Here is an 18013-nt window from a genome sequence, read left to right as displayed (position 1 = left end):
ACGAGGGGGCAATTCTGCAGCGCTACGTCGGTGATCGGTTCCCGTCGGCGCATTCGGTGTCAGTACAGGTAGACGTCGACGACCAGTGCAGACAAGCCGCCGAGCAGGGCCAGTAGTGCTGCCGACCGGGCGGGCCGGGATCGCATGGGGCCGAAGCCCAGCAGCAGGGCGAGGGCGGCGACGGTGAACACGCCGGAGCCGGTGTCCTGCCAGCTGACCGGGAACACCGTGAGGGGGGCGTCGTGGAAGAACTGATGGGCGGCGGTCGCCCTCAGGATCGCATTCCACGCCACGGGGCCGGCGAAGGCGCCGACCGCGACGGTGGCGAGGATTCCGATGCTCCGTTCGCGGCCGAGCAGCGCGGTAACGAGGACGGCGAGCAACGCGGACTGGGCCGCCCCAAAGGTGATGACACCCCAACTCGGCATCCGGGTGCTCCCTCGTCCGAGGACTCGATCGGACTCCAGTCTGCACCGGTCACCGCCGGTGATTCCCGGTTCGCTCGATGACGATCAGGCTTCGATCAGCGCCCATCCGAACTCCACAATTGTGGACCCACCGAGCAACCGCGGCTGTTCTGCACTCACCTCCGGGCCGTCGACGACGCCACCGCCCCGGCTCACGCGTTGCGTTCGGCACTCGACGCGACCCACCCGAAATCGGCTCGGTGGCGATGCCGGCGACCGCGTTCGGGCCGGCTCGGCGAGCAGGGGTCGCTCCTCGAAGGTCGGTCGCCCTGGCGTGACAGTTCGACAGGGCGGGAAATCAGGTCGCCCAGGGGTTCCCGCGGACGAAGACCGTCGGGAAGCTGAGCCGAACGCCGTTCCGGTCGGCGAGCCGGGTGAGCACGCGCATCGTGCGGTCGAGGTCGTCGCCGGCGTAGGGGAGGGCCCGGAGCGGTTCGGTGAGGGGGCGGAAGAAGTCGTCCCAGTGGATCAACACCGCGCGGCGGGCGCCGACGGCCCGGACGGTCTCGTCCCAGTACGTCTCGATGTAGCCCTCCGACTGCAGCCCGAGTTGTCCGACCCCGAGGTACGCCACCTCCGCCTCCTGGCCGGCGAGGGCGCCCGCGACGTGTCCGGCGCTGCCCTGGATCAGCACAGACCGGCCGGACGTGTTGTGGCGCACCAGGATCGACCACGCATCACCGCACCGGAACGCGGACGCGCGGGCCGGGGTCCGCACCGGGGCGGTGATCACTCCGGGGAACCGGTCGGGCGGGCAGTGGTGGGACGGCACGAACGTGACCTCGAACCCGCCCAGTGTCAGCGGCTCGGCGGGGGTCACGGTGACGATCCGGTCGTCCGGCAGGCCGTGTCCGCGGCCGATCTGCGCGGCCGACGTGCCGCCGACCAGCGGCGCGCCGGTCCGCGCGGCGACGTCCGCGGAGTCCAGTGTGTGGTCGAAATGGGTGTGTACCGGGATCACCGCGTCCAGGGAGGTGATCCCCGTCCGGGTGAGGACGTCGGTGATCCGTGCCGGGTCGGGAGCGATCCGGCCCAGCCCGACCCGCAGCATCCCGGGCCGGCTGAAGTACCCGTCGGTCAGGATCGCCGACGTCCCGTCGTCGATCAGCAGGCTGGAGACCCCGAGGAACGTGACGGCCGGGCCGTCGCCGGCCGGCGGGACGTCGAACCGCTCCCGGTACGCGGAGATGTCGGGTCGCCCGAGACGTGGTCGCATACCCGGACGGTAGCCGCGGCACGCCGCCGACGGAGCCGGTTGCGGCCCGGGAAACGCGCCGGGTCACCCGGTTGCGAAGGGTGCCGGCGGTGATTGCCCTCACATCTGAGGCCCGGACGGTGTGATCACCCGCGCCCGCGGGGTCGGGGTCGGGCGGATGCCGGTCGTGCGGAGCCCTCCGGGGCACGGCGTCCCTGCCAGGCGATTTACTACTTGGCGGTAACTTCGAGCGGCGCGGAACCTGTGTCAATCCATGGTGAGAAATTTGCAAAGTTAGCAACGTCGAGTGAAAAGCTAGCCAAGGTTGGCATTTGCAACAGGTAGACGGCGGTTTTTCCGTATGTCACTCTCGATACGTACACCAGAGGGGCCTGGCAAGCATGTGAAGCCGTACGGACGTACTGGACCTGAGCATCCTGAATGGCCCGCAGATCAGAGAGAGTGGAGTCTTGATGTCGACCACCGGCACCCCGAAGACCGCAGCTGAGATCCAGAAGGATTGGGACACCAACCCGCGCTGGAAGGGCATCACCCGCAACTACACCGCCGAGCAGGTCGTCAAGCTGCAGGGCACCGTCGTAGAGGAAGCCACCCTCGCCCGCCGCGGTTCGGAGATCCTGTGGGACCTCGTGAACAACGAGGACTACATCAACTCCCTCGGCGCCCTCACCGGCAACCAGGCCGTGCAGCAGGTGCGCGCCGGCCTCAAGGCCATCTACCTCTCCGGTTGGCAGGTCGCCGGTGACGCGAACCTCTCCGGCCACACCTACCCGGACCAGAGCCTCTACCCGGCCAACTCGGTGCCGCAGGTCGTCCGCCGGATCAACAACGCGCTGCTGCGTGCCGACGAGATCGCCAAGGTCGAGGGCGACACCTCGGTCGACAACTGGCTCGCCCCGATCGTCGCGGACGGTGAGGCCGGCTTCGGTGGCGCGCTCAACGTCTACGAGCTGCAGAAGGCCATGATCGCGGCCGGTGTCGCCGGCTCGCACTGGGAGGACCAGCTCGCGTCGGAGAAGAAGTGCGGCCACCTCGGTGGCAAGGTGCTCATCCCGACCCAGCAGCACATCCGCACCCTGACCTCGGCCCGCCTCGCGGCCGACGTCGCCGACGTCCCGACCGTCGTCATCGCCCGCACCGACGCCGAGGCCGCCACCCTGCTGACCTCCGACGTCGACGAGCGCGACCGTGAGTTCCTGGACGGCACCCGCACCGCCGAGGGCTTCTACGGCGTGAAGAACGGCATCGAGCCCTGCATCGCCCGCGCCAAGGCCTACGCCCCGTACTCCGACCTGATCTGGATGGAGACCGGCGTGCCGGACCTCGAGGTCGCGAAGAAGTTCGCCGAGGCCGTCCGCGGCGAGTTCCCGGACCAGCTGCTGGCCTACAACTGCTCCCCGTCCTTCAACTGGAAGGCGCACCTGGACGACGCGACCATCGCGAAGTTCCAGAAGGAGCTTGGCGCGATGGGCTTCAAGTTCCAGTTCATCACCCTCGCCGGCTTCCACTCGCTCAACTACGGCATGTTCGACCTGGCCCACGGCTACGCCCGCGAGGGCATGACCGCCTTCGTCGACCTGCAGGAGCGCGAGTTCAAGGCCGCCGAGGAGCGTGGCTTCACCGCCATCAAGCACCAGCGCGAGGTCGGCGCCGGCTACTTCGACTCGATCGCCACCACGGTCGACCCGAACACCTCCACGGCCGCCCTGAAGGGCTCCACCGAGGAGGGCCAGTTCCACTAGGAACTGCGTGTCATCCGCGGCGGCGTTTCCCCGACGCTCCCGCACACGGTTGACCGACTCACCGTTCACCCCGCCGCGGGGCCCACAGCCCGGGTCTCGCGGCGGGGCTGGACCTCCCGCACCATCCACAGTCTTCCTGCATGACGATGACGATCCACCACACGATGAGGAGCTGACGTGACCAGCGAAAAGATTCAGCGCGTCGGCGTGATCGGCGCCGGACAGATGGGCGCCGGAATCGCCGAGGTGTGCGCCCGCGCACATGTCGACGTCCTGGTGTACGAGCAGACCCGCGAGCTCGCGGCCGCCGGACGCGCGCGCATCCTGCGCTCGCTCGACCGCGGTGTGAGCAGCGGCAAGATCACCGAGCGGGAACGTGAGCAGGCCGCCTGGCGGCTGCGCTTCACGTCCGACCTCGGCGACTTCGCGGACCGGCAGCTCGTCGTGGAGGCCGTCGTCGAGGACGAGAAGATCAAGAGCGCGATCTTCACCGAACTCGACCAGATCGTCACCGATCCGAACGCGGTGCTCGCGTCCAACACCTCCTCCATCCCGATCATGAAGCTCGGCATCGCGACACAGAAGCCCGAGCGCGTCATCGGCATGCACTTCTTCAACCCCGTCCCCGTGCTTCCGCTCGTCGAGCTGGTCACGACCCTCAAGACCAGCGGCGCCGTCTCCCAGCGGGCCGAGGAGTTCGCCAGCGACGTCCTCGGGAAGCAGGTCGTGCGCTCCGCCGACCGCTCCGGGTTCGTCGTCAACGCCCTGCTGGTGCCGTACCTGCTCTCGGCGATCCGCATGGTCGAGTCCGGGTTCGCCACCAAGGAGGACATCGACAAGGCGACCGTGCTCGGCCTCGCGCACCCGATGGGTCCGCTGGCGCTGACCGACCTCGTCGGTCTCGACACGGTCAAGTCGATCGCCGACTCGATGTACGAGGAGTTCAAGGAGCCTCTGTACTCGGCCCCGCCGCTGCTGCTGCGCATGGTCGAGGCGGGCCTGGTCGGCAAGAAGGTCGGCCGCGGCTTCTACGAGTACGGCGAGAACGGGCGCGTCGCCAAGAAGGCCAGCTAGGCACATCGCAAGCCAGCAGTCAGCACCTTCGGCGCCCGTGAGTGAACTGCCCCCGACGCGGGCGACCTTCACTCACGGGCGCGAAGCGCACCAGGGAAGGGTCGACGACGACAATGTCAAGCAGCGCAGCTACTTACGGTTCCAGCGTCCTGGGCTACCCCCGCATCGGCCCCCGACGTGAACTCAAGCGGGCCCTCGAGGCGTACTGGCACGGAAAGTCCTCCCGCGCCGAGCTGGTCGCGGTCGGGCGCGAGATCCAGGAGCAGACCTGGAGCGAGCTCGCGGCGACCGGCCTGACGCAGGTCCCCGGCAACACCTTCTCCTACTACGACCACGTCCTCGACAACGCGCTGCTGTTCGGTGCGGTGCCGTCGCGGTTCGCGTCGCTGCAGGGTGAGCTCGACGAGCTCGACTTCTACTTCACGATGGCGCGCGGCCGGCCGGACTTCCCGCCGCTGGAGCTGGTGCGCTACATCGACAGCAACTACTACTACCGGCAGCCGGAACTCGACGAGACGACCCCCTTCTCGCTGCACGCCGATGCACTGATGGACGAGTTCGAGCGGGCCAAGGAGCGGGGCATCGAACTGCGGCCGGTGGTGCTCGGGCCGGTGTCGCTGCTGCTGCTGTCCAAGGTCGGACCCGGTGCGGCCGAAGGCTTCTCGACCCTCGACCTGCTCGACTCCCTGCTGCCTCAGTACGAGGCGCTGTTCGAGCTCCTCGCGAAGGCCGGCGCGACGTGCATCCAGCTCGACGAGCCGATGTTCACCCAGGACCGGACGCCCGCCGAGCTCGCGGCGCTGGAGCGGGCATACGCGACGCTGTCGCACGCGCCGCTGCGCCCGCGGATCCTGGTCACCGGCCCGTACGGCAACCTCGGCGATGCGTTGCCGATCCTCGCCGGCACCAAGATCGAGGCGATCGGCCTGGACCTGGTGTACGGCCGGATGTCCGCGGACGAGCTGGCGAAGATCCCGGGCCTGCGCCGCAAGCGGCTGTACGCGGGTGTCGTCAACGGCCGGAACGTCTGGCGTGCGGACAATTTCGTCACCCTGACCTACCTGTCGCAGCTCAAGGACGTGATCCCCGATCTCGTCGTGTCGACGTCGTGTTCGCTGATGCACGTCCCGTACGACGTGCTCGCCGAGTGGGACCTCGACGGGGACGTCGCGGACCGGTTGGCGTTCGCCAAGCAGAAGGTCGGCGAGGTCGTGTCGCTGGCCAAGGCGCTGACCGAGGGGCCGTCGGAGCGGTGGCGCAGGAAGCCGACGTCGGTGCACTTCAAGCAGAAGCACGAAGTCCGGTCCCGCGTCAACGCGATCAAGCCCGGACACCGTGTCCGGGCCCCGTACGAGGAGCGGCGCGCCGCGCAGCAGGCCCGGCTGGACCTGCCGATCGTGCCGGCGACCACGCTGGGTTCGTTCCCGCAGACCGACGCGATCCGCCAGGTGCGTTACGAGCTCGGTCAGGGCCGGATCGAATACCCGGACTACGTCAAGCGCATCCAGGAAGAGATCGAGCGCACCATCCGGTTGCAGGAGGACATCGGGCTCGACGTCCTCGTGCACGGTGAGCACGAGCGCAACGACATGATCCAGTACTTCGCCGAGCTGATGGACGGATTCGCGTTCACGCACAACGGCTGGGTGCAGGCGTACGGGTCGCGGTGCGTGCGGCCGCCGATCCTGTACGGCGACGTGCGCCGGCGCGGTCCGATGACCGTCGAGTGGATCGGCTACGCGCAGTCGCTGACCGATCGCCCCGTCAAGGGCATGCTCACCGGACCGGTGACGATGCTGGCGCGCTCGTTCGTCCGGCAGGACCAGCCGCTGCACGAGACGGCCGACCAGGTCGCCCTGGCGGTCCGGGACGAGATCGCCGACCTCGAGGCGGCGGGCATCGCGATCATCCAGGTCGACGAGCCGGCGATCCGGGAACTGCTGCCGCTGCGGGCCGGTGGCCGTACCGAGTACCTCGGCTGGGCGGTCGACGCGTTCCGGCTCGCGACCGGAGGGGCGAAGCCGGAGACGCAGATCCACACCCACCTGGCGTACACCAGCCGGGCGGAGGTGGTCGACGCGATCGAGCGGATGGACTGCGACGTCACCGCGATCGTCGCGACCCGGTCGATCTCGTGGGTGCTCGACGCGCTCAAGGAGCGCAAGCTCACCCACGGCGTCGGTCCCGGCGTGTACGAGTCCCGGTCGGCGCGGATCCCGGACATCGACGAACTCGACGAGTTGCTCACCGAGGCCGCCGAATCCGTGGACCTGGACCGGTTGTGGGCGAACCCGGACGGCGGCCTGAAGACGCGGCACTACTGGCAGCTCGAGCCGTCGCTGCGGAACCTGGTCGCCGCGGCCCGCCGGCTGCGGCGGCGTGCCGCGGCGGCGGACGGCTGACGCCGGAAAGTCGTGCGGGACTCCCGCGACCCGTGAGTGGTCGCGGCCGCGGGAGGTCCGCCAGGAGAACGGTGAGGCCCCGGACGTCTGCGGTCCGGGGCCTCGCCCTTTTTCGTGCGTGAGTCCGTCAGGATCCGGCGCTGCCGGTCGACGACCCGTCGGCGCTGCCCGTGTCGCCGGGCAGATTCGTTCCGTCGGAACCGGTTCCGTGGATCGACACGGTGACACTGCTGCCCGGATCCGCCTGCACGGTGACGACACGCGCACCCGCCGGGGAGGTGATCCGGCCCCCCTCCGCGGTGGCGACGTATCCGTCGGGGTAGTGCAGGTCGGAGACGTAGATCTCGGTCGGCTTCGTCGACGGCCGGGCCGTGTACGTGTACCGGAAGTCGCCGTTGTCGCTGTTGAACCGCAACGTGCCCGGCGAGCCGGCGGTGGCCTGCGGATAGGTGCGCACCAACTGTTTTCCGATTTCGCCCCGGAACGGGTCCCGTCCGGATGCGGCGTCGACGAAGTTGCCCGGCGGCCAGTAGTGCCAGCCGACGAATCGGTCGTCCGCCCGGGAGGCGGTGGCCGCGAGCGTGTCCGCGTCGATGTCGCCGAACTCGGTCACCATCACCGGCCGGTTCGTGCGGGACCCGAGCGTGTCGATGTTGAACCAGGTCTTGTCGTGCTGGACCGGGCACGCCGCCTTCAACCCCGCGGGCAGGCCGGCGTAGATGCTCATCTGGCTCGGAATGCAGTAGTCGTGCACGGACAGCGCGATGTTCGGGTCGGTGATCGCCGGCGTGTGTGGCGGGTTGCCGAGGTTGCTGGGCATCGTCTCGTTCCACGTCACGTTCGGTTCCCAGAACACCGGCACGTCCGGGTCGACGGCACGGATGTGGTCGGTGAGCCTCTGCATCGCGCCCTGGTACTTCCGGTCGAAGTCGGGGCAGCCGTTCGGGAAGCAGGTGAGGAACGGCGAACCGGGCCACGGCTCGTTCATCAGCTCGATGCCGAGCACGCCCGGCAGCCCGTCGACGCGCTCGGCGAGCGCCGCGAGCGCGGTGCCGAGGTGGTCGAGGACGCCGTTCTCGTTGTTCCAGACGGCATCCCACGCGACGTTCATGCTGGGCATCAGGTAGTTGAGCGGGAATCCGGGATTCGGTTCCCAGGACTGCGGCCGCGCGGCGATCGCCCAGTCCGGGAAACCGTTGCCGCCCCACGGCTTTCCGATTCCGTCCTGGTGGTTGTCGAGCAGGACCCGGATGCCGCGGCTGCCCAGGGTGTCGACCACGTCCGCGAGCCGGTCCAGGTAGTCGGTGTCGATCACCCCGCGCCCGGGCATCAGCCCGTCGAACGAGACGCCGAGCCGGACCGTGTTGAGCCCGTGCCGGACCAACAGGTCGGCATCCTGCGCGGTGAGGGTGGTCCCGTCGCCGGCGACGACGTACGGCGCCTTCTTGTCGACGTTGTTGATCCCGTGCAGCAGCAGGACCCGGCCGTCCTCGTCGACGATGGAGCGGCCCTCGACGTGGGTCCGGGTGGTGCTCGGCGGGGCAGGCTCGTCGGCGAGCGCGGTCGCGGGTGTCGCGGCGACCAGCGCTCCGACGGTCGCGGCGATCGCGGCCGCGTACGACAGATTGCGCATCAGACTCCTCAACCCTGATCTGGACGAATGTCCAGATCTACCCGATGTCGGACGGCGCCGGTGCCGATTCGGCGGAATGGGCCGACCCGGCCCGGGAAAACCGTCCGAACGACCGACGCCGTTGCACCGGCTCCGATGACGCGGGATAGACATGTAGGCATGCTCACTGTTTCCGCGTACGCCGCGACCGCCCCCGACAAGCCCCTCGAGAAGACCGCGATCGAACGTCGCGACCTCGGGCCGCTCGACATCCTGATCGAGATCAGGTTCGCGGGCATCTGCCACTCCGACATCCACACCGTACGCAACGAGTGGGGCGGCACCCGCTACCCCGTCGTCCCCGGGCACGAGATCGCCGGCATCGTGGCGGAGGTCGGGTCGGAGGTCACCCGGCACCGGGTCGGCGACCGCGTCGGCGTCGGCTGCTTCGTCGACTCCTGCGGCACCTGTGCGCCGTGCGTCGCGGGCGAGGAGCAGTACTGCGCCAACCGCGTCACCGGCACCTACAACTCGGTCGACCGCGACGGCCGGGTCACGCAGGGCGGGTACTCGACGCACATCGTCGTCACCGAGCGGTTCGTCGTCTCCATCCCCGACGCCCTCGCGCTCGACGCCGCCGCTCCGCTGCTGTGCGCCGGGATCACGCTGTACTCGCCGCTGCGGCACTGGAACGCCGGCCCCGGCAAGCGGGTCGCGATCGTCGGCATGGGCGGGCTCGGTCACGTCGGCGTCAAGATCGCGCACGCGCTGGGCGCGGAGGTCACGGTGCTCAGCCAGTCCCTGTCCAAGCAGGAGGACGGACTGCGGTTCGGAGCCGACCACTACCGCGCGACCTCCGACCCCGCCGTGTTCAAGGAACTGCGCGGCAGCTTCGACCTGATCCTCAACACCGTCTCGGTGAACCTCGACATCGACGCCTACCTGAGCATGCTCGCGCTCGACGGCACCCTCGTCCTGCTCGGGCTGCCGGAGAAGCCGATGACGGTGCGCGGCTTCTCGCTGGCCGGAAACCGTCGCAGCCTCGCCGGTTCCAACGTCGGCGGCATCCGCGAAACCCAGGAGATGCTCGACTTCTGCGCCGAACACGGCATCTCCGCCGAGATCGACGTGATCCCCGCCGACAAGATCAACGAGGCCTACGACCGGGTCCTGCGCAGCGACGTGCGCTACCGCTTCGTCGTCGACGCCTCGACGTTCTAGCACGTCCCCGCCCGCGGGCGCTCCTCACCCCGGCTCGGGTGGGGAGCGTGCACGGGCGGCGTGACCCGCCCGGCCGCCCGGGTCCATACTCGGAAGTGACGGGGGTCACATCTGGTGAAGGGGTTCGGGGCGATGAGCAGGCAACTCGAGGGACACCGGGTGGCAGTGCTTGCCGCCGACGGCGTCGAACAAGACGAACTCGTCGAGTCGCGGCGGGCCGTCGAGGCGGCCGGTGGGACCACCGAGCTGCTGTCGATCGCCCTCGGCGAGGTCCAGGCGTATCGCGCCGACATCGTGGTCGGTGACCGGTTCCCGGTCGATCTCCTGGTCGGGCGTGCCGACGTCGACGACTACGACGCGCTGATCCTTCCCGGGGGCACGTTGGGGCCGGACCGGCTGCGCACGGACGACCACGCGGTCGCGTTCGTCCGGCACTTCATGCACGTCGGCAAGCCGGTCGCGGCGATCGGGCACGGGCCGTGGATTCTGGTCGAGGCGGCCTCGCTGGTCGGGCGCACCCTGACGAGCTGGCCGAGCCTGCGCACCGACATCATCAACGCCGGCGGCATCCACGTGAACGAGAAGGTGGTCGTCGACCGGAACCTGGTGACCAGTCGCGGCCCCCTGGACCTGCCGGCGTTCTGCAACGCGCTGGTCGGCAAGTTCACCCAGCATCCCGAGGCGATCGGACAGTTTTGATCCGCCGGCCCGGCCCTTGTCGCGTTCGCTTCGCCGGGCGTAGCGTCGAACGCACCACCTGATCCTCGTGCCGAGGAGGAGTGAACGATGAAGATGCATCTCTTCGCCGAATGGTTCGGCTACTCGCTGGGACTCATCGCCGTCATCACGTTCGCGATGGCCGTCGTCGCGCTGGCTTCCGGCTACGGCGGATGGGCGCTGGTCGCCGGGATCGTCTGCCTCGTCTCGATCGCGTTGGGACTCGGCATCGTCACCGAGACGGTGCACCACGACCACAAGCAGCGTCGCCACACACCGCGGTTCCCGCTGCCCGGCGGCACCGCCTGGCCGGTCCGGGAGTGAGGACCGTCGACGATCCGACCCGGTGCGGGTGATCGCCCGACCGCAGATCCACCACACACGAGGAGTGGACCGATGACTCTGAACATCGTTGCCGGCTGGGTGGGGTTCACCTCGGTGCTGCTCGCCGCCGGGTCGCTGGGCATGTTCCTGGTGGCCGCCGGGAGCGGGCACGCTGGCTGGGCCGCGCTCGCGGGCGGGCTGTTCCTGCTCGCGGTCGTCACGGCCGCCGCCGTGGTCGGAGGCACCGTCCGGCACGATCACAAACTGGGGCTGGACGTTCCGCACTTCCCGTGACGGTGCGGGGCCACCGCGGAGTGCGGCCGGCCGACGGTCACGAGTCGGCCAGTCGGCGCTTCTCCGTCTCGACGTCGAAGGTCGCGGCCGGCCAGTCCAGGTCGAGTCGCTCGAGCGCGTCGATCAGCAGCTCCGTCACGACCAGGCGGGAGTACCACTTCCGGTCGCACGGCACCACGTGCCACGGCGCGTGCTCGGTGGACGTGCGGTCCAGCATCGCCTGATACGCCTCCTGGTATTGCGGCCAGTAGCCGCGCTCGGTGACGTCGTTCGGGTTGTACTTCCAATACTTGTCCCGGCGTTCGAGACGCTCGGCCAGCCGCGCCTTCTGCTCGTCGAGCGAGACGAACATCGCGACCTTGACCACCGTTGTCCCCGAGTCGACGAGCTCCTTCTCGAACGCGTTGATCTCGTCGTACCGCGGCTCCCACTCGCTGCGCGGCACCAGATCGTGGACCCGCACGACCAGCACGTCCTCGTAGTGCGACCGGTCGAACACGCCGAGCTGACCGTGGCGTGGCAGCGCCTTGCGGATCCGCCACAGGTAGTGGTGTCGCTTCTCCTCGGGCGTCGGCACCCCGAACGAGGCGTGGTCGACACCCTGCGGGTCGACGTGCCCAATCACGTGGCGGACCACGCCGCCCTTGCCCGCGGTGTCCATGCCCTGCAGCACCAGCAGCACCGACCGGTGCTCGTTGGTGGCGCGGCCGTGGGCGAACAGCTTCTCCTGCAGGTCGGACAGGACCGCCCCACGTTCCTCGAGGAGCTTCTCGCCCAGTGACTTCCCGCCGGCGAAGCCGGGGGTGCCGTTGGTGTCCAGATCACCGACCCGGGTGTCCGGGGTGACGCGCACCGCCTCCGCCGCGGGAATCTCCCAGCCTTCGCTCTTGCCCATGCCCGAGACTCTCGCACGCCGACCCCGGACACGCCCGGATTGCCGGAGCGTGGCGGTCTCAGAGCCCTTCGGACTTCTCCGGCAGCAGCGGGTGCGGGATCGACTTGAACCGGGCCGGCGAGCCCGCGACCGCGGCGATCCCCGTCACGCCGCCCCAGGTCATCATCGACAGGTAGTCGATCAGATCCTCGGCGGTCATCGACCGGTTCGAGATCCACCAGTGGGTCGCCAGCTGGACCGCGCCGATGATGCCGTACGCCCAGGGCACCGCGCCGCCGGAATCCATCTCCATCTGGCGCAGCCGCACGCCGAGCACCGCCGACAGGGCCTCGGCGATCATCCGCTCCGACTCCGCGACCACGTCGCGGTTGGCGCCGGAACTGTTCGCCATCACGTACAGGTAGACCTCGGTGTCCTCGGCGACGGTCTCCACGTAGGCGGCGATCGCGACCCGGACGAGTTCGTACTCGTCCATGTCCGCGCCGATCGCGGCGTACATCCGCGGCGCGAGCACCGTCTCGACCCAGCGGGTCATCGTCGCGGTCGTCAGGTCGCTCTTGTCGTTGAAGTACCGGTACAGGACGGTCTTCGACACGCCGATCTGGGATGCGATCTCGTCCATGCCGACGTCGCGGCCGCGGGCCCGGATCGCGGACAGCGTGCCGTCCACCAGCTCCTCGCGGCGCGCGATCTTGTGCTCGCGCCACCGGCGTTTGCGGCCGTCGGTCTTCGGCGGCTCGAGGGTGGTGTCGGCGACCTCGGGGGTGTCGAGGTCGGGGGCAGTCTTCTTCGGCACTGGAATTGCCATCCGTTCAATTCGATCTTTGGGTGCAAGTTTAAGGCCACCGGCTCCACCGGCCCGGCGCATGCCCCGGTGTCGTGCCGAATTTCGGCACAATGGCCAGGTGATGGAGTTGCTCGTTGACGACGCCGCCAAGCGACGGGACCTACGCCGGATGAAGGCGGTCGCGACCGGGTTCCTGCTGGCCGCAACCGTCCTGTACCTGTTCTGCCGCTGGCAGGAGACCCGCGGGGCGGGGGAGTGGGTGGGGTACGTACGTGCCGCCTCGGAGGCAGGCATGGTCGGTGCGCTCGCCGACTGGTTCGCCGTCACCGCGCTGTTCCGCCGTCCCCTCGGACTGCCGATCCCGCACACCGCGATCATCAAGAAGAAGAAGGACCAGCTCGGGTCGAGCCTGGGTGCCTTCGTCGGGGACAACTTCCTCGCGCCGGACGTGGTGTCGCAGAAGGTGCGCGCCGCGCGGGTTCCGCTGCGGCTGGGCACCTGGCTCGCCGAACCGGTGCACGCGGATCGGGTGGCCGCCGAGACCGCGACCCTGCTGCGCGGCTTCGTCGGTGTGCTGCGCGACGAGGACATCCAGCAGATCATCGACAACACGATCGTGCGCCGCATCGCCGAGCCGGCGTGGGGTCCGCCGATCGGCAAGGTGCTCGCCGAACTGCTCGCCGAGAACCGGCAGTTGCCGCTTATCGACATGCTCGCGGAGCGGGCCCACCAGTGGGCGCTCGGCAGCCAGGAGACCATCGACCGGATCATCGACAGGGACAGCCCGTCCTGGTCGCCGAAGTTCGTCGACCTGCTGCTCGGGGAGAAGATCTACAAGGAACTCGTCGAGTTCACCTGGAAGGTGCGCTCGAATCCGCAGCACGAGGTCCGGCTGGCCGCCAACCGCTTCCTGATCGACTTCGCGCAGGACCTGCAGCACGACCCCGCCACGATGGCGAAGGCCGAGAAGATCAAGACCGAACTGATGGGCCGCAAGGAGGTCACCGGGGCGGCCGAGGCGGCGTGGCGGGTGGCCAAGCGCATGATCCTCGAGTCCGCCGACGACCCGAACTCCACGCTGCGCGCGAAGACCCGCGACACGGTGATCAGGGTGGGGGAGCGGCTCCGCGACGAGCCGGAGCTGCGGATCAAGGTCGACGGCTGGCTCGACAGCGCGGTGCGCTACATCAGCATCAACTACACCGCCGAGATCACCGGGATCATCACCGAGACGGTGGCCCGCTGGGACGCCGAGGAGGCCAGCCGCAAGATCGAACTGCAGGTGGGCCGGGACCTGCAGTTCATCCGGATCAACGGCACCGTCGTGGGCGCGCTCGCCGGACTGGCGATCTACACGCTCTCCCAGCTGCTGTTCGCGTGATCCAGGTCTCCTGCTAGCACGAGTGCTTGCTATAGCTAGCACCCTCCCGTACCGTGGATTGTGCACACAGGGAGAGGGAACGGGGTATGACCGAGGACACCCGGTCGACCGGTGACAGCGCCGGCGACGTCGCGGCCCGGGTGGTCAGCTCCGCGGCGCAGGACATCGGCAGCTTCATCAGGTCGCAACGCGAGGCCGCTCAGGTGTCGCTGCGCCAACTGTCGCAACTGGCCGGCGTCAGCAATCCGTATCTGAGTCAGATCGAACGCGGACTGCGCAAGCCGTCGGCCGAGGTGCTCGGACAGATCGCGAAGGGCCTCCGGATGTCGTCGGAGGTGCTCTACATGCGGGCGGGCCTGCTCGAGCAGCGCCCCGCCAGCCCGGTGCGGGACGCGGTGCTCTCCGACGTCTCCATCACGGAACGCCAGAAGCAGGCGCTCCTCGAAATCTACGAGTCGTTCCGGCGCGAGAACGCCCCGCGAACGACGACCCAGCCCGAAGAACAGGAGAACGAGAATGACTGATCTCAAGGGTTTCGACAACGTGAAGACCCCGTTCTACGCCGCGGTCGGCGCCGGTGACGTCGTCGTGCAGGCGGTTGCCGACGTCGTCGCCCAGGTGCGCGAGCGCGCCGCGACCGCCGGCGACGACCTCACCGCCGACGCCGCCCGCGAGCGCTTCGACAAGCTCGCCGGGGACGTCGTGGACGGCGTCGAGACGCTGCGCGAGCGGCTCGCCGGCTGGCCGTCCGAGCTGCCCGAGGAGCTCGCCGAGCTGCGCGAGCGGTTCACCGCCGAGGAGCTGCGCAAGGTCGCCGAGGCGTACCTCAAGGTGGCCTCCGACATCTACACCTCGCTCGCCGAGCGCGGCGAGGAGACCGTCGAGCGGCTGCGCAAGCAGCCGGGCGTCGAGGAGGGCCTCGGTCGCGCCGAGTCCGTTCTCGGGGACGCCGCGGCCCTGACCGAGGAGGCGCTCGGCACCGTCGCCCGCCAGACCCGGGCCGTCGGCGAGCAGGCCGCGAAGCTCGCGGGCCGGGCGGCGGAGAAGATCAGCGACGTCGCCGACGAGGTCTCCGACGCGGTGTCCGACGCCGGCGAGCAGGTCGCGAGCCGCTTCGTGGGCGCCGGCGAGAAGGCCGAGGCCACCACCGAGTCGGCCGCGAACAAGGTCGCCGCCGCCGCGCCGAAGGCCGCAGCCAAGCCCGAGTCCGCCGCGGCCGAGCCTGCCGCCAAGACCGAGCCTGCCGCCGCGGCCGAGCCTGCCAAGGCCGAGCCCGCGAAGGCCGCCCCGGCCAAGGCCGCCCCCGCGAAGGCCGCGCCGGTCAAGGCCGCCGCCAAGCCCGCCGCCGACACGAAGGCCGCTCCGGCCAAGGCTCCCGCCAAGAAGGCGCCGGCCCCCAAGGCCACCGACGCCTAGTCGACCACGTCGAGACGGGACGCCCCCACGCACACCGTGCGTGGGGGCGTCCCGTCGATAGGATGGCACTGTGACCACCGCCTACAACATGACCACGCTGATCATGATCGCGTTGCGTCTACTCGCCCTCGGAGCCGGCGCGTTCGCGCTGTTCCACGCCGTCCGTCAGCGCACCGACGCCTTCACCGCCGTGGACAAGCTCAGCAAGCCGATCTGGGTCGGCATCCTGGTCGTCGCGATGCTGGTGGTGTTCCTGTTCGGCGTGGTGTCGTTCTTCGGTCTGATCGCGGTCGTCGCGATCTGCGTGTACCTGGTCGACGTGCGACCCCGGGTGGACGAGATCCAGCGCGGCCCCCGCTGGTGACAGGTGACTGAGAATTAGAGTCACAGATACCGTTGACAACGGGTAACCGCGCGACGCATTGTTGAGGCGAGCAACCGGCCGGGTGATCTCCACCGGCACCGGTGCTCACTTCAACAGTCGGTGATGCACGGAGGTACCCACGGTGTCGGACAGGACTCGCACGTCGGCGCGGCGCATTCTGGTGGGAGCGGCCGTCGGCGCCGCGGTCACCGGGGCGGTGGCCGCGACCCGGTCCCGGCGGGCGAAGGCACTCGCGACCTCCGGCGCGGCCAACCCCGCCCTCGCCGACCCCTCCGTGCGAGCCGAGGTCGTGCCGGTCGTGTCCGCCGACGGGCACCCGATCAACGTGCTCGCGTACGGTGACCCCACCGCGCCGCCGATCGTGTTCGCACACGGCTGGACGTGCTCGACCACGTTCTGGTACCCCCAGATCAACGCGCTCGCCGACGAGTTCCGCGTCGTCGTCTACGACCAGCGCGGACACGGCCGGACCGGACTCGGGCCGACCCGGCCCAGCCCCGAACTCCTCGGTGACGACCTCGACGCGGTGCTGTCCGCGACCGTCCGCGACGGACAGAAGGCCGTCGTCGTCGGGCACAGCATGGGCGGCATGTCGATCATGTCGTGGGCGCTGCGGTATCCCGAGCGGGTCGCGGAGAAGGCGAGTGCGGTCATGCTCGCCAGCACCGGCCCGGACCGGTTGATCGCCGAGACCACCGTGATCCCGCTGCCGAAGCGGGCGCCGGCGGTGCCGGTGCCCGTCGGTCGCGCGATCCTCGGGTCGACCGCGCCCCTGATCGCGACCCCGCTGACCCGCCGCGGAGTGCAGTACGTCGCGCTCGCGCCCGGCTCCACGCGGCAGGAGGTCGACTTCTGCGTCCGCATCGTGCGGGACTGCCCGCCGGCGACCCGCGGAGGCTGGGGCCGCGCGCTGAGCACCCTCGACATCGGCGCCTCGCTCGACCACCTCACCGTCCCGACCACGGTGGTCGTCGGCACCGCCGACCGGCTCACCCCGCCGGTCCACTCGGAACGGATGAGCGATCGGCTCGACGCCGACGGACACCTTCAGCGCCTCATCCGCCTGCCCGGCATCGGGCACATGAGCACCATCGAGGCGGCCGACGAGGTCAACGCCGAGATCAGGCGCCTGCGGCGCCTGTGAGTACTTTTCGAGCACTCACGGGCCGCGTCCGCTAACTGAAGACGACGGTCTTGCGGCCGTGCACCAGCACCCGGTCCTCAAGGTGCCAGCGCAGGCCCCGCGCGAGCACCAGCTTCTCGATGTCGCGGCCCTGCCGGACCATGTCGCGGACCTCGTCGGCGTGGTCGACCCGGATCACGTCCTGCTCGATGATCGGGCCGGCGTCGAGTTCGGCGGTCACGTAGTGGCAGGTGGCGCCGATCAGCTTGACTCCGCGCGCGAACGCCTGGTGGTAGGGCCGGGCGCCGACGAACGACGGCAGGAAGCTGTGGTGGATGTTGATCGCCCGGCCGGCCCAGTGGTCGCACAGGTCCGGCGGCAGGACCTGCATGAACCGGGCCAGCACGACCGCGTGTGGATCGTGCACGTCGACGAGCTTGCGCACCTGCTCGAACGCCGGCCCGCGCTCGGCGGGATCCTTCGGGAACGACACGTAGTGGAAGTCGATGCCGTGCTGGCGGGTGACCTCCTCGAGGTCGGGATGGTTGCCGATCACCGCGGCGATGTCCGCGGGCAGTTCGCCGCCCGCGGCCCGGCCGAGCAGGTCGTGCAGGCAGTGCCCCTCCTTGCTGACCAGCAGGACGATCCGTTTGCGCACCCCGGTGTCGTGCAGCGTCCACTCCGTTTCGGGACCGAGATCGGCCGCGACCGTGGCGAACCGCTCACGAAGCTCGTCGAGGCCGAGTCCGATCGACGACGCCCGCACCGCCTGCCGGGTGAAGAACCATCCCGAGTCGGCGTCGGCGTGGTAGGCGGCTTCGACGATCGAGCCTCCGACCTCGGCGAGGAACGTCGAGATGCGGGCGACGATGCCGGTGCGGTCGGGAGTGCCGAGGGCGAGCACGTAGCGCCGGTCGTCCTCGGATGCGGTGGGCCTGTTCATGCGGACAGTCTCGC

General features: G+C 69.6%; 18 protein-coding genes and 1 pseudogene. 13 read left to right on the top strand and 6 right to left on the bottom strand.

All coding sequences use genetic code 11. The features are described 5' to 3' along the window. Positions 1-59: 59 nt before the first annotated feature. Positions 60-428: a hypothetical protein gene (locus ABD951_RS22350; protein ID WP_345350387.1), complete on the bottom strand. Its 369-nt coding sequence runs from the start codon at positions 426-428 to the stop codon at positions 60-62. A 117-nt stretch (positions 429-545) separates the two neighbouring features. Between ABD951_RS22350 and ABD951_RS22345 the strand changes: the two are divergent. After that, positions 546-812, top strand: a pseudogene (locus tag ABD951_RS22345) (hypothetical protein); the annotation flags it as partial. On the opposite strand, the gene ABD951_RS22340 reads toward ABD951_RS22345, so the two are convergent. Further along, positions 766-1683, bottom strand: a complete 918-nt coding sequence (locus ABD951_RS22340; RefSeq protein WP_345350384.1) for an MBL fold metallo-hydrolase — start codon at positions 1681-1683, stop codon at positions 766-768. The pseudogene ABD951_RS22345 and the gene ABD951_RS22340 overlap by 47 nt on opposite strands. Before the next feature lie 452 nt (positions 1684-2135). Between ABD951_RS22340 and aceA the strand changes: the two genes are divergently transcribed. From aceA to metE, 3 genes are all read left to right on the top strand, one after another. Beyond that, on the top strand, positions 2136-3425 hold the full coding sequence (gene aceA, locus ABD951_RS22335) for an isocitrate lyase (RefSeq protein WP_345350381.1): 1290 nt from the start codon (positions 2136-2138) through the stop codon (positions 3423-3425). 177 nt (positions 3426-3602) lie between these two features. Then, positions 3603-4499 (top strand): 3-hydroxybutyryl-CoA dehydrogenase, encoded by an 897-nt coding sequence (locus ABD951_RS22330; protein ID WP_345350378.1) that lies wholly within the window; start codon positions 3603-3605, stop codon positions 4497-4499. A gap of 113 nt (positions 4500-4612) precedes the next feature. Then, a complete protein-coding gene (metE, locus tag ABD951_RS22325) occupies positions 4613-6901 on the top strand; it encodes a 5-methyltetrahydropteroyltriglutamate--homocysteine S-methyltransferase (protein WP_345350375.1) in 2289 nt (762 codons plus the stop codon). A gap of 127 nt (positions 6902-7028) precedes the next feature. On the opposite strand, the gene ABD951_RS22320 is transcribed toward metE, so the two are convergent. Then, positions 7029-8534: an endoglycoceramidase I gene (locus ABD951_RS22320; protein ID WP_345350372.1), complete on the bottom strand. Its 1506-nt coding sequence runs from the start codon at positions 8532-8534 to the stop codon at positions 7029-7031. Positions 8535-8693: 159 nt separating this feature from the next. On the opposite strand from ABD951_RS22320, the gene ABD951_RS22315 reads away from it, so the two are divergent. From ABD951_RS22315 to ABD951_RS22300, 4 genes are all read left to right on the top strand, one after another. Beyond that, positions 8694-9734: an NAD(P)-dependent alcohol dehydrogenase gene (locus ABD951_RS22315; protein WP_345350369.1), complete on the top strand. Its 1041-nt coding sequence runs from the start codon at positions 8694-8696 to the stop codon at positions 9732-9734. Between the two features lie 132 nt (positions 9735-9866). Then, the gene (locus ABD951_RS22310) at positions 9867-10433 is read left to right on the top strand and encodes a type 1 glutamine amidotransferase domain-containing protein (protein ID WP_345350366.1); all 567 of its coding nucleotides are present in this window, start codon (positions 9867-9869) and stop codon (positions 10431-10433) included. 87 nt (positions 10434-10520) lie between these two features. Then, positions 10521-10775, top strand: coding sequence for a hypothetical protein (locus ABD951_RS22305; protein ID WP_345350363.1), 255 nt, complete (start codon positions 10521-10523; stop codon positions 10773-10775). 72 nt (positions 10776-10847) lie between these two features. Then, a complete protein-coding gene (locus ABD951_RS22300) occupies positions 10848-11069 on the top strand; it encodes a hypothetical protein (RefSeq protein ID WP_345350360.1) in 222 nt (73 codons plus the stop codon). Between the two features lie 37 nt (positions 11070-11106). Here ABD951_RS22300 and ABD951_RS22295 read toward each other — a convergent pair whose 3' ends face one another. Together ABD951_RS22295 and ABD951_RS22290 are read right to left on the bottom strand one after the other, a co-directional pair. Continuing rightward, positions 11107-11964, bottom strand: a complete 858-nt coding sequence (locus tag ABD951_RS22295) for a polyphosphate kinase 2 family protein (RefSeq protein WP_345350358.1) — start codon at positions 11962-11964, stop codon at positions 11107-11109. 58 nt (positions 11965-12022) lie between these two features. Continuing rightward, positions 12023-12772: a TetR/AcrR family transcriptional regulator gene (locus ABD951_RS22290; RefSeq protein ID WP_345350356.1), complete on the bottom strand. Its 750-nt coding sequence runs from the start codon at positions 12770-12772 to the stop codon at positions 12023-12025. Positions 12773-12872: 100 nt separating this feature from the next. Here ABD951_RS22290 and ABD951_RS22285 point away from each other — a divergent pair, with 100 nt between their 5' ends. From ABD951_RS22285 to ABD951_RS22265, 5 genes are all read left to right on the top strand, one after another. Beyond that, entirely contained in the window at positions 12873-14132 is a 1260-nt protein-coding gene (locus tag ABD951_RS22285; protein ID WP_345350354.1) for a DUF445 domain-containing protein, read from the top strand. An 86-nt stretch (positions 14133-14218) separates the two neighbouring features. Beyond that, complete coding sequence (locus ABD951_RS22280; RefSeq protein WP_345350351.1) at positions 14219-14656, top strand: helix-turn-helix domain-containing protein; 438 nt, start codon at positions 14219-14221, stop codon at positions 14654-14656. Beyond that, positions 14649-15548: a heparin-binding hemagglutinin gene (locus ABD951_RS22275; RefSeq protein ID WP_345350348.1), complete on the top strand. Its 900-nt coding sequence runs from the start codon at positions 14649-14651 to the stop codon at positions 15546-15548. The genes ABD951_RS22280 and ABD951_RS22275 overlap by 8 nt, the downstream gene beginning before the upstream one ends. Positions 15549-15636: 88 nt before the next feature. Next, positions 15637-15912 carry a DUF2516 family protein gene (locus ABD951_RS22270; protein WP_345350716.1) on the top strand — a complete coding sequence of 92 codons (276 nt, stop codon included), beginning with the start codon at positions 15637-15639 and terminating at the stop codon, positions 15910-15912. Positions 15913-16054: 142 nt separating this feature from the next. Further along, complete coding sequence (locus ABD951_RS22265; protein ID WP_345350345.1) at positions 16055-17077, top strand: alpha/beta fold hydrolase; 1023 nt, start codon at positions 16055-16057, stop codon at positions 17075-17077. A gap of 31 nt (positions 17078-17108) precedes the next feature. On the opposite strand, the gene purU is transcribed toward ABD951_RS22265, so the two are convergent. After that, on the bottom strand, positions 17109-17999 hold the full coding sequence (gene purU / locus ABD951_RS22260) for a formyltetrahydrofolate deformylase (RefSeq protein ID WP_345350342.1): 891 nt from the start codon (positions 17997-17999) through the stop codon (positions 17109-17111). Positions 18000-18013: the final 14 nt, after the last annotated feature.

The sequence above is a fragment of the Rhodococcus olei genome (genome assembly GCF_039540555.1).
GTDB lineage: Bacteria > Actinomycetota > Actinomycetes > Mycobacteriales > Mycobacteriaceae > Rhodococcus_G > Rhodococcus_G olei.
Note: the sequence above shows the minus strand (reverse complement) of the source record. Positions and strands in the feature narration are given on the sequence as shown.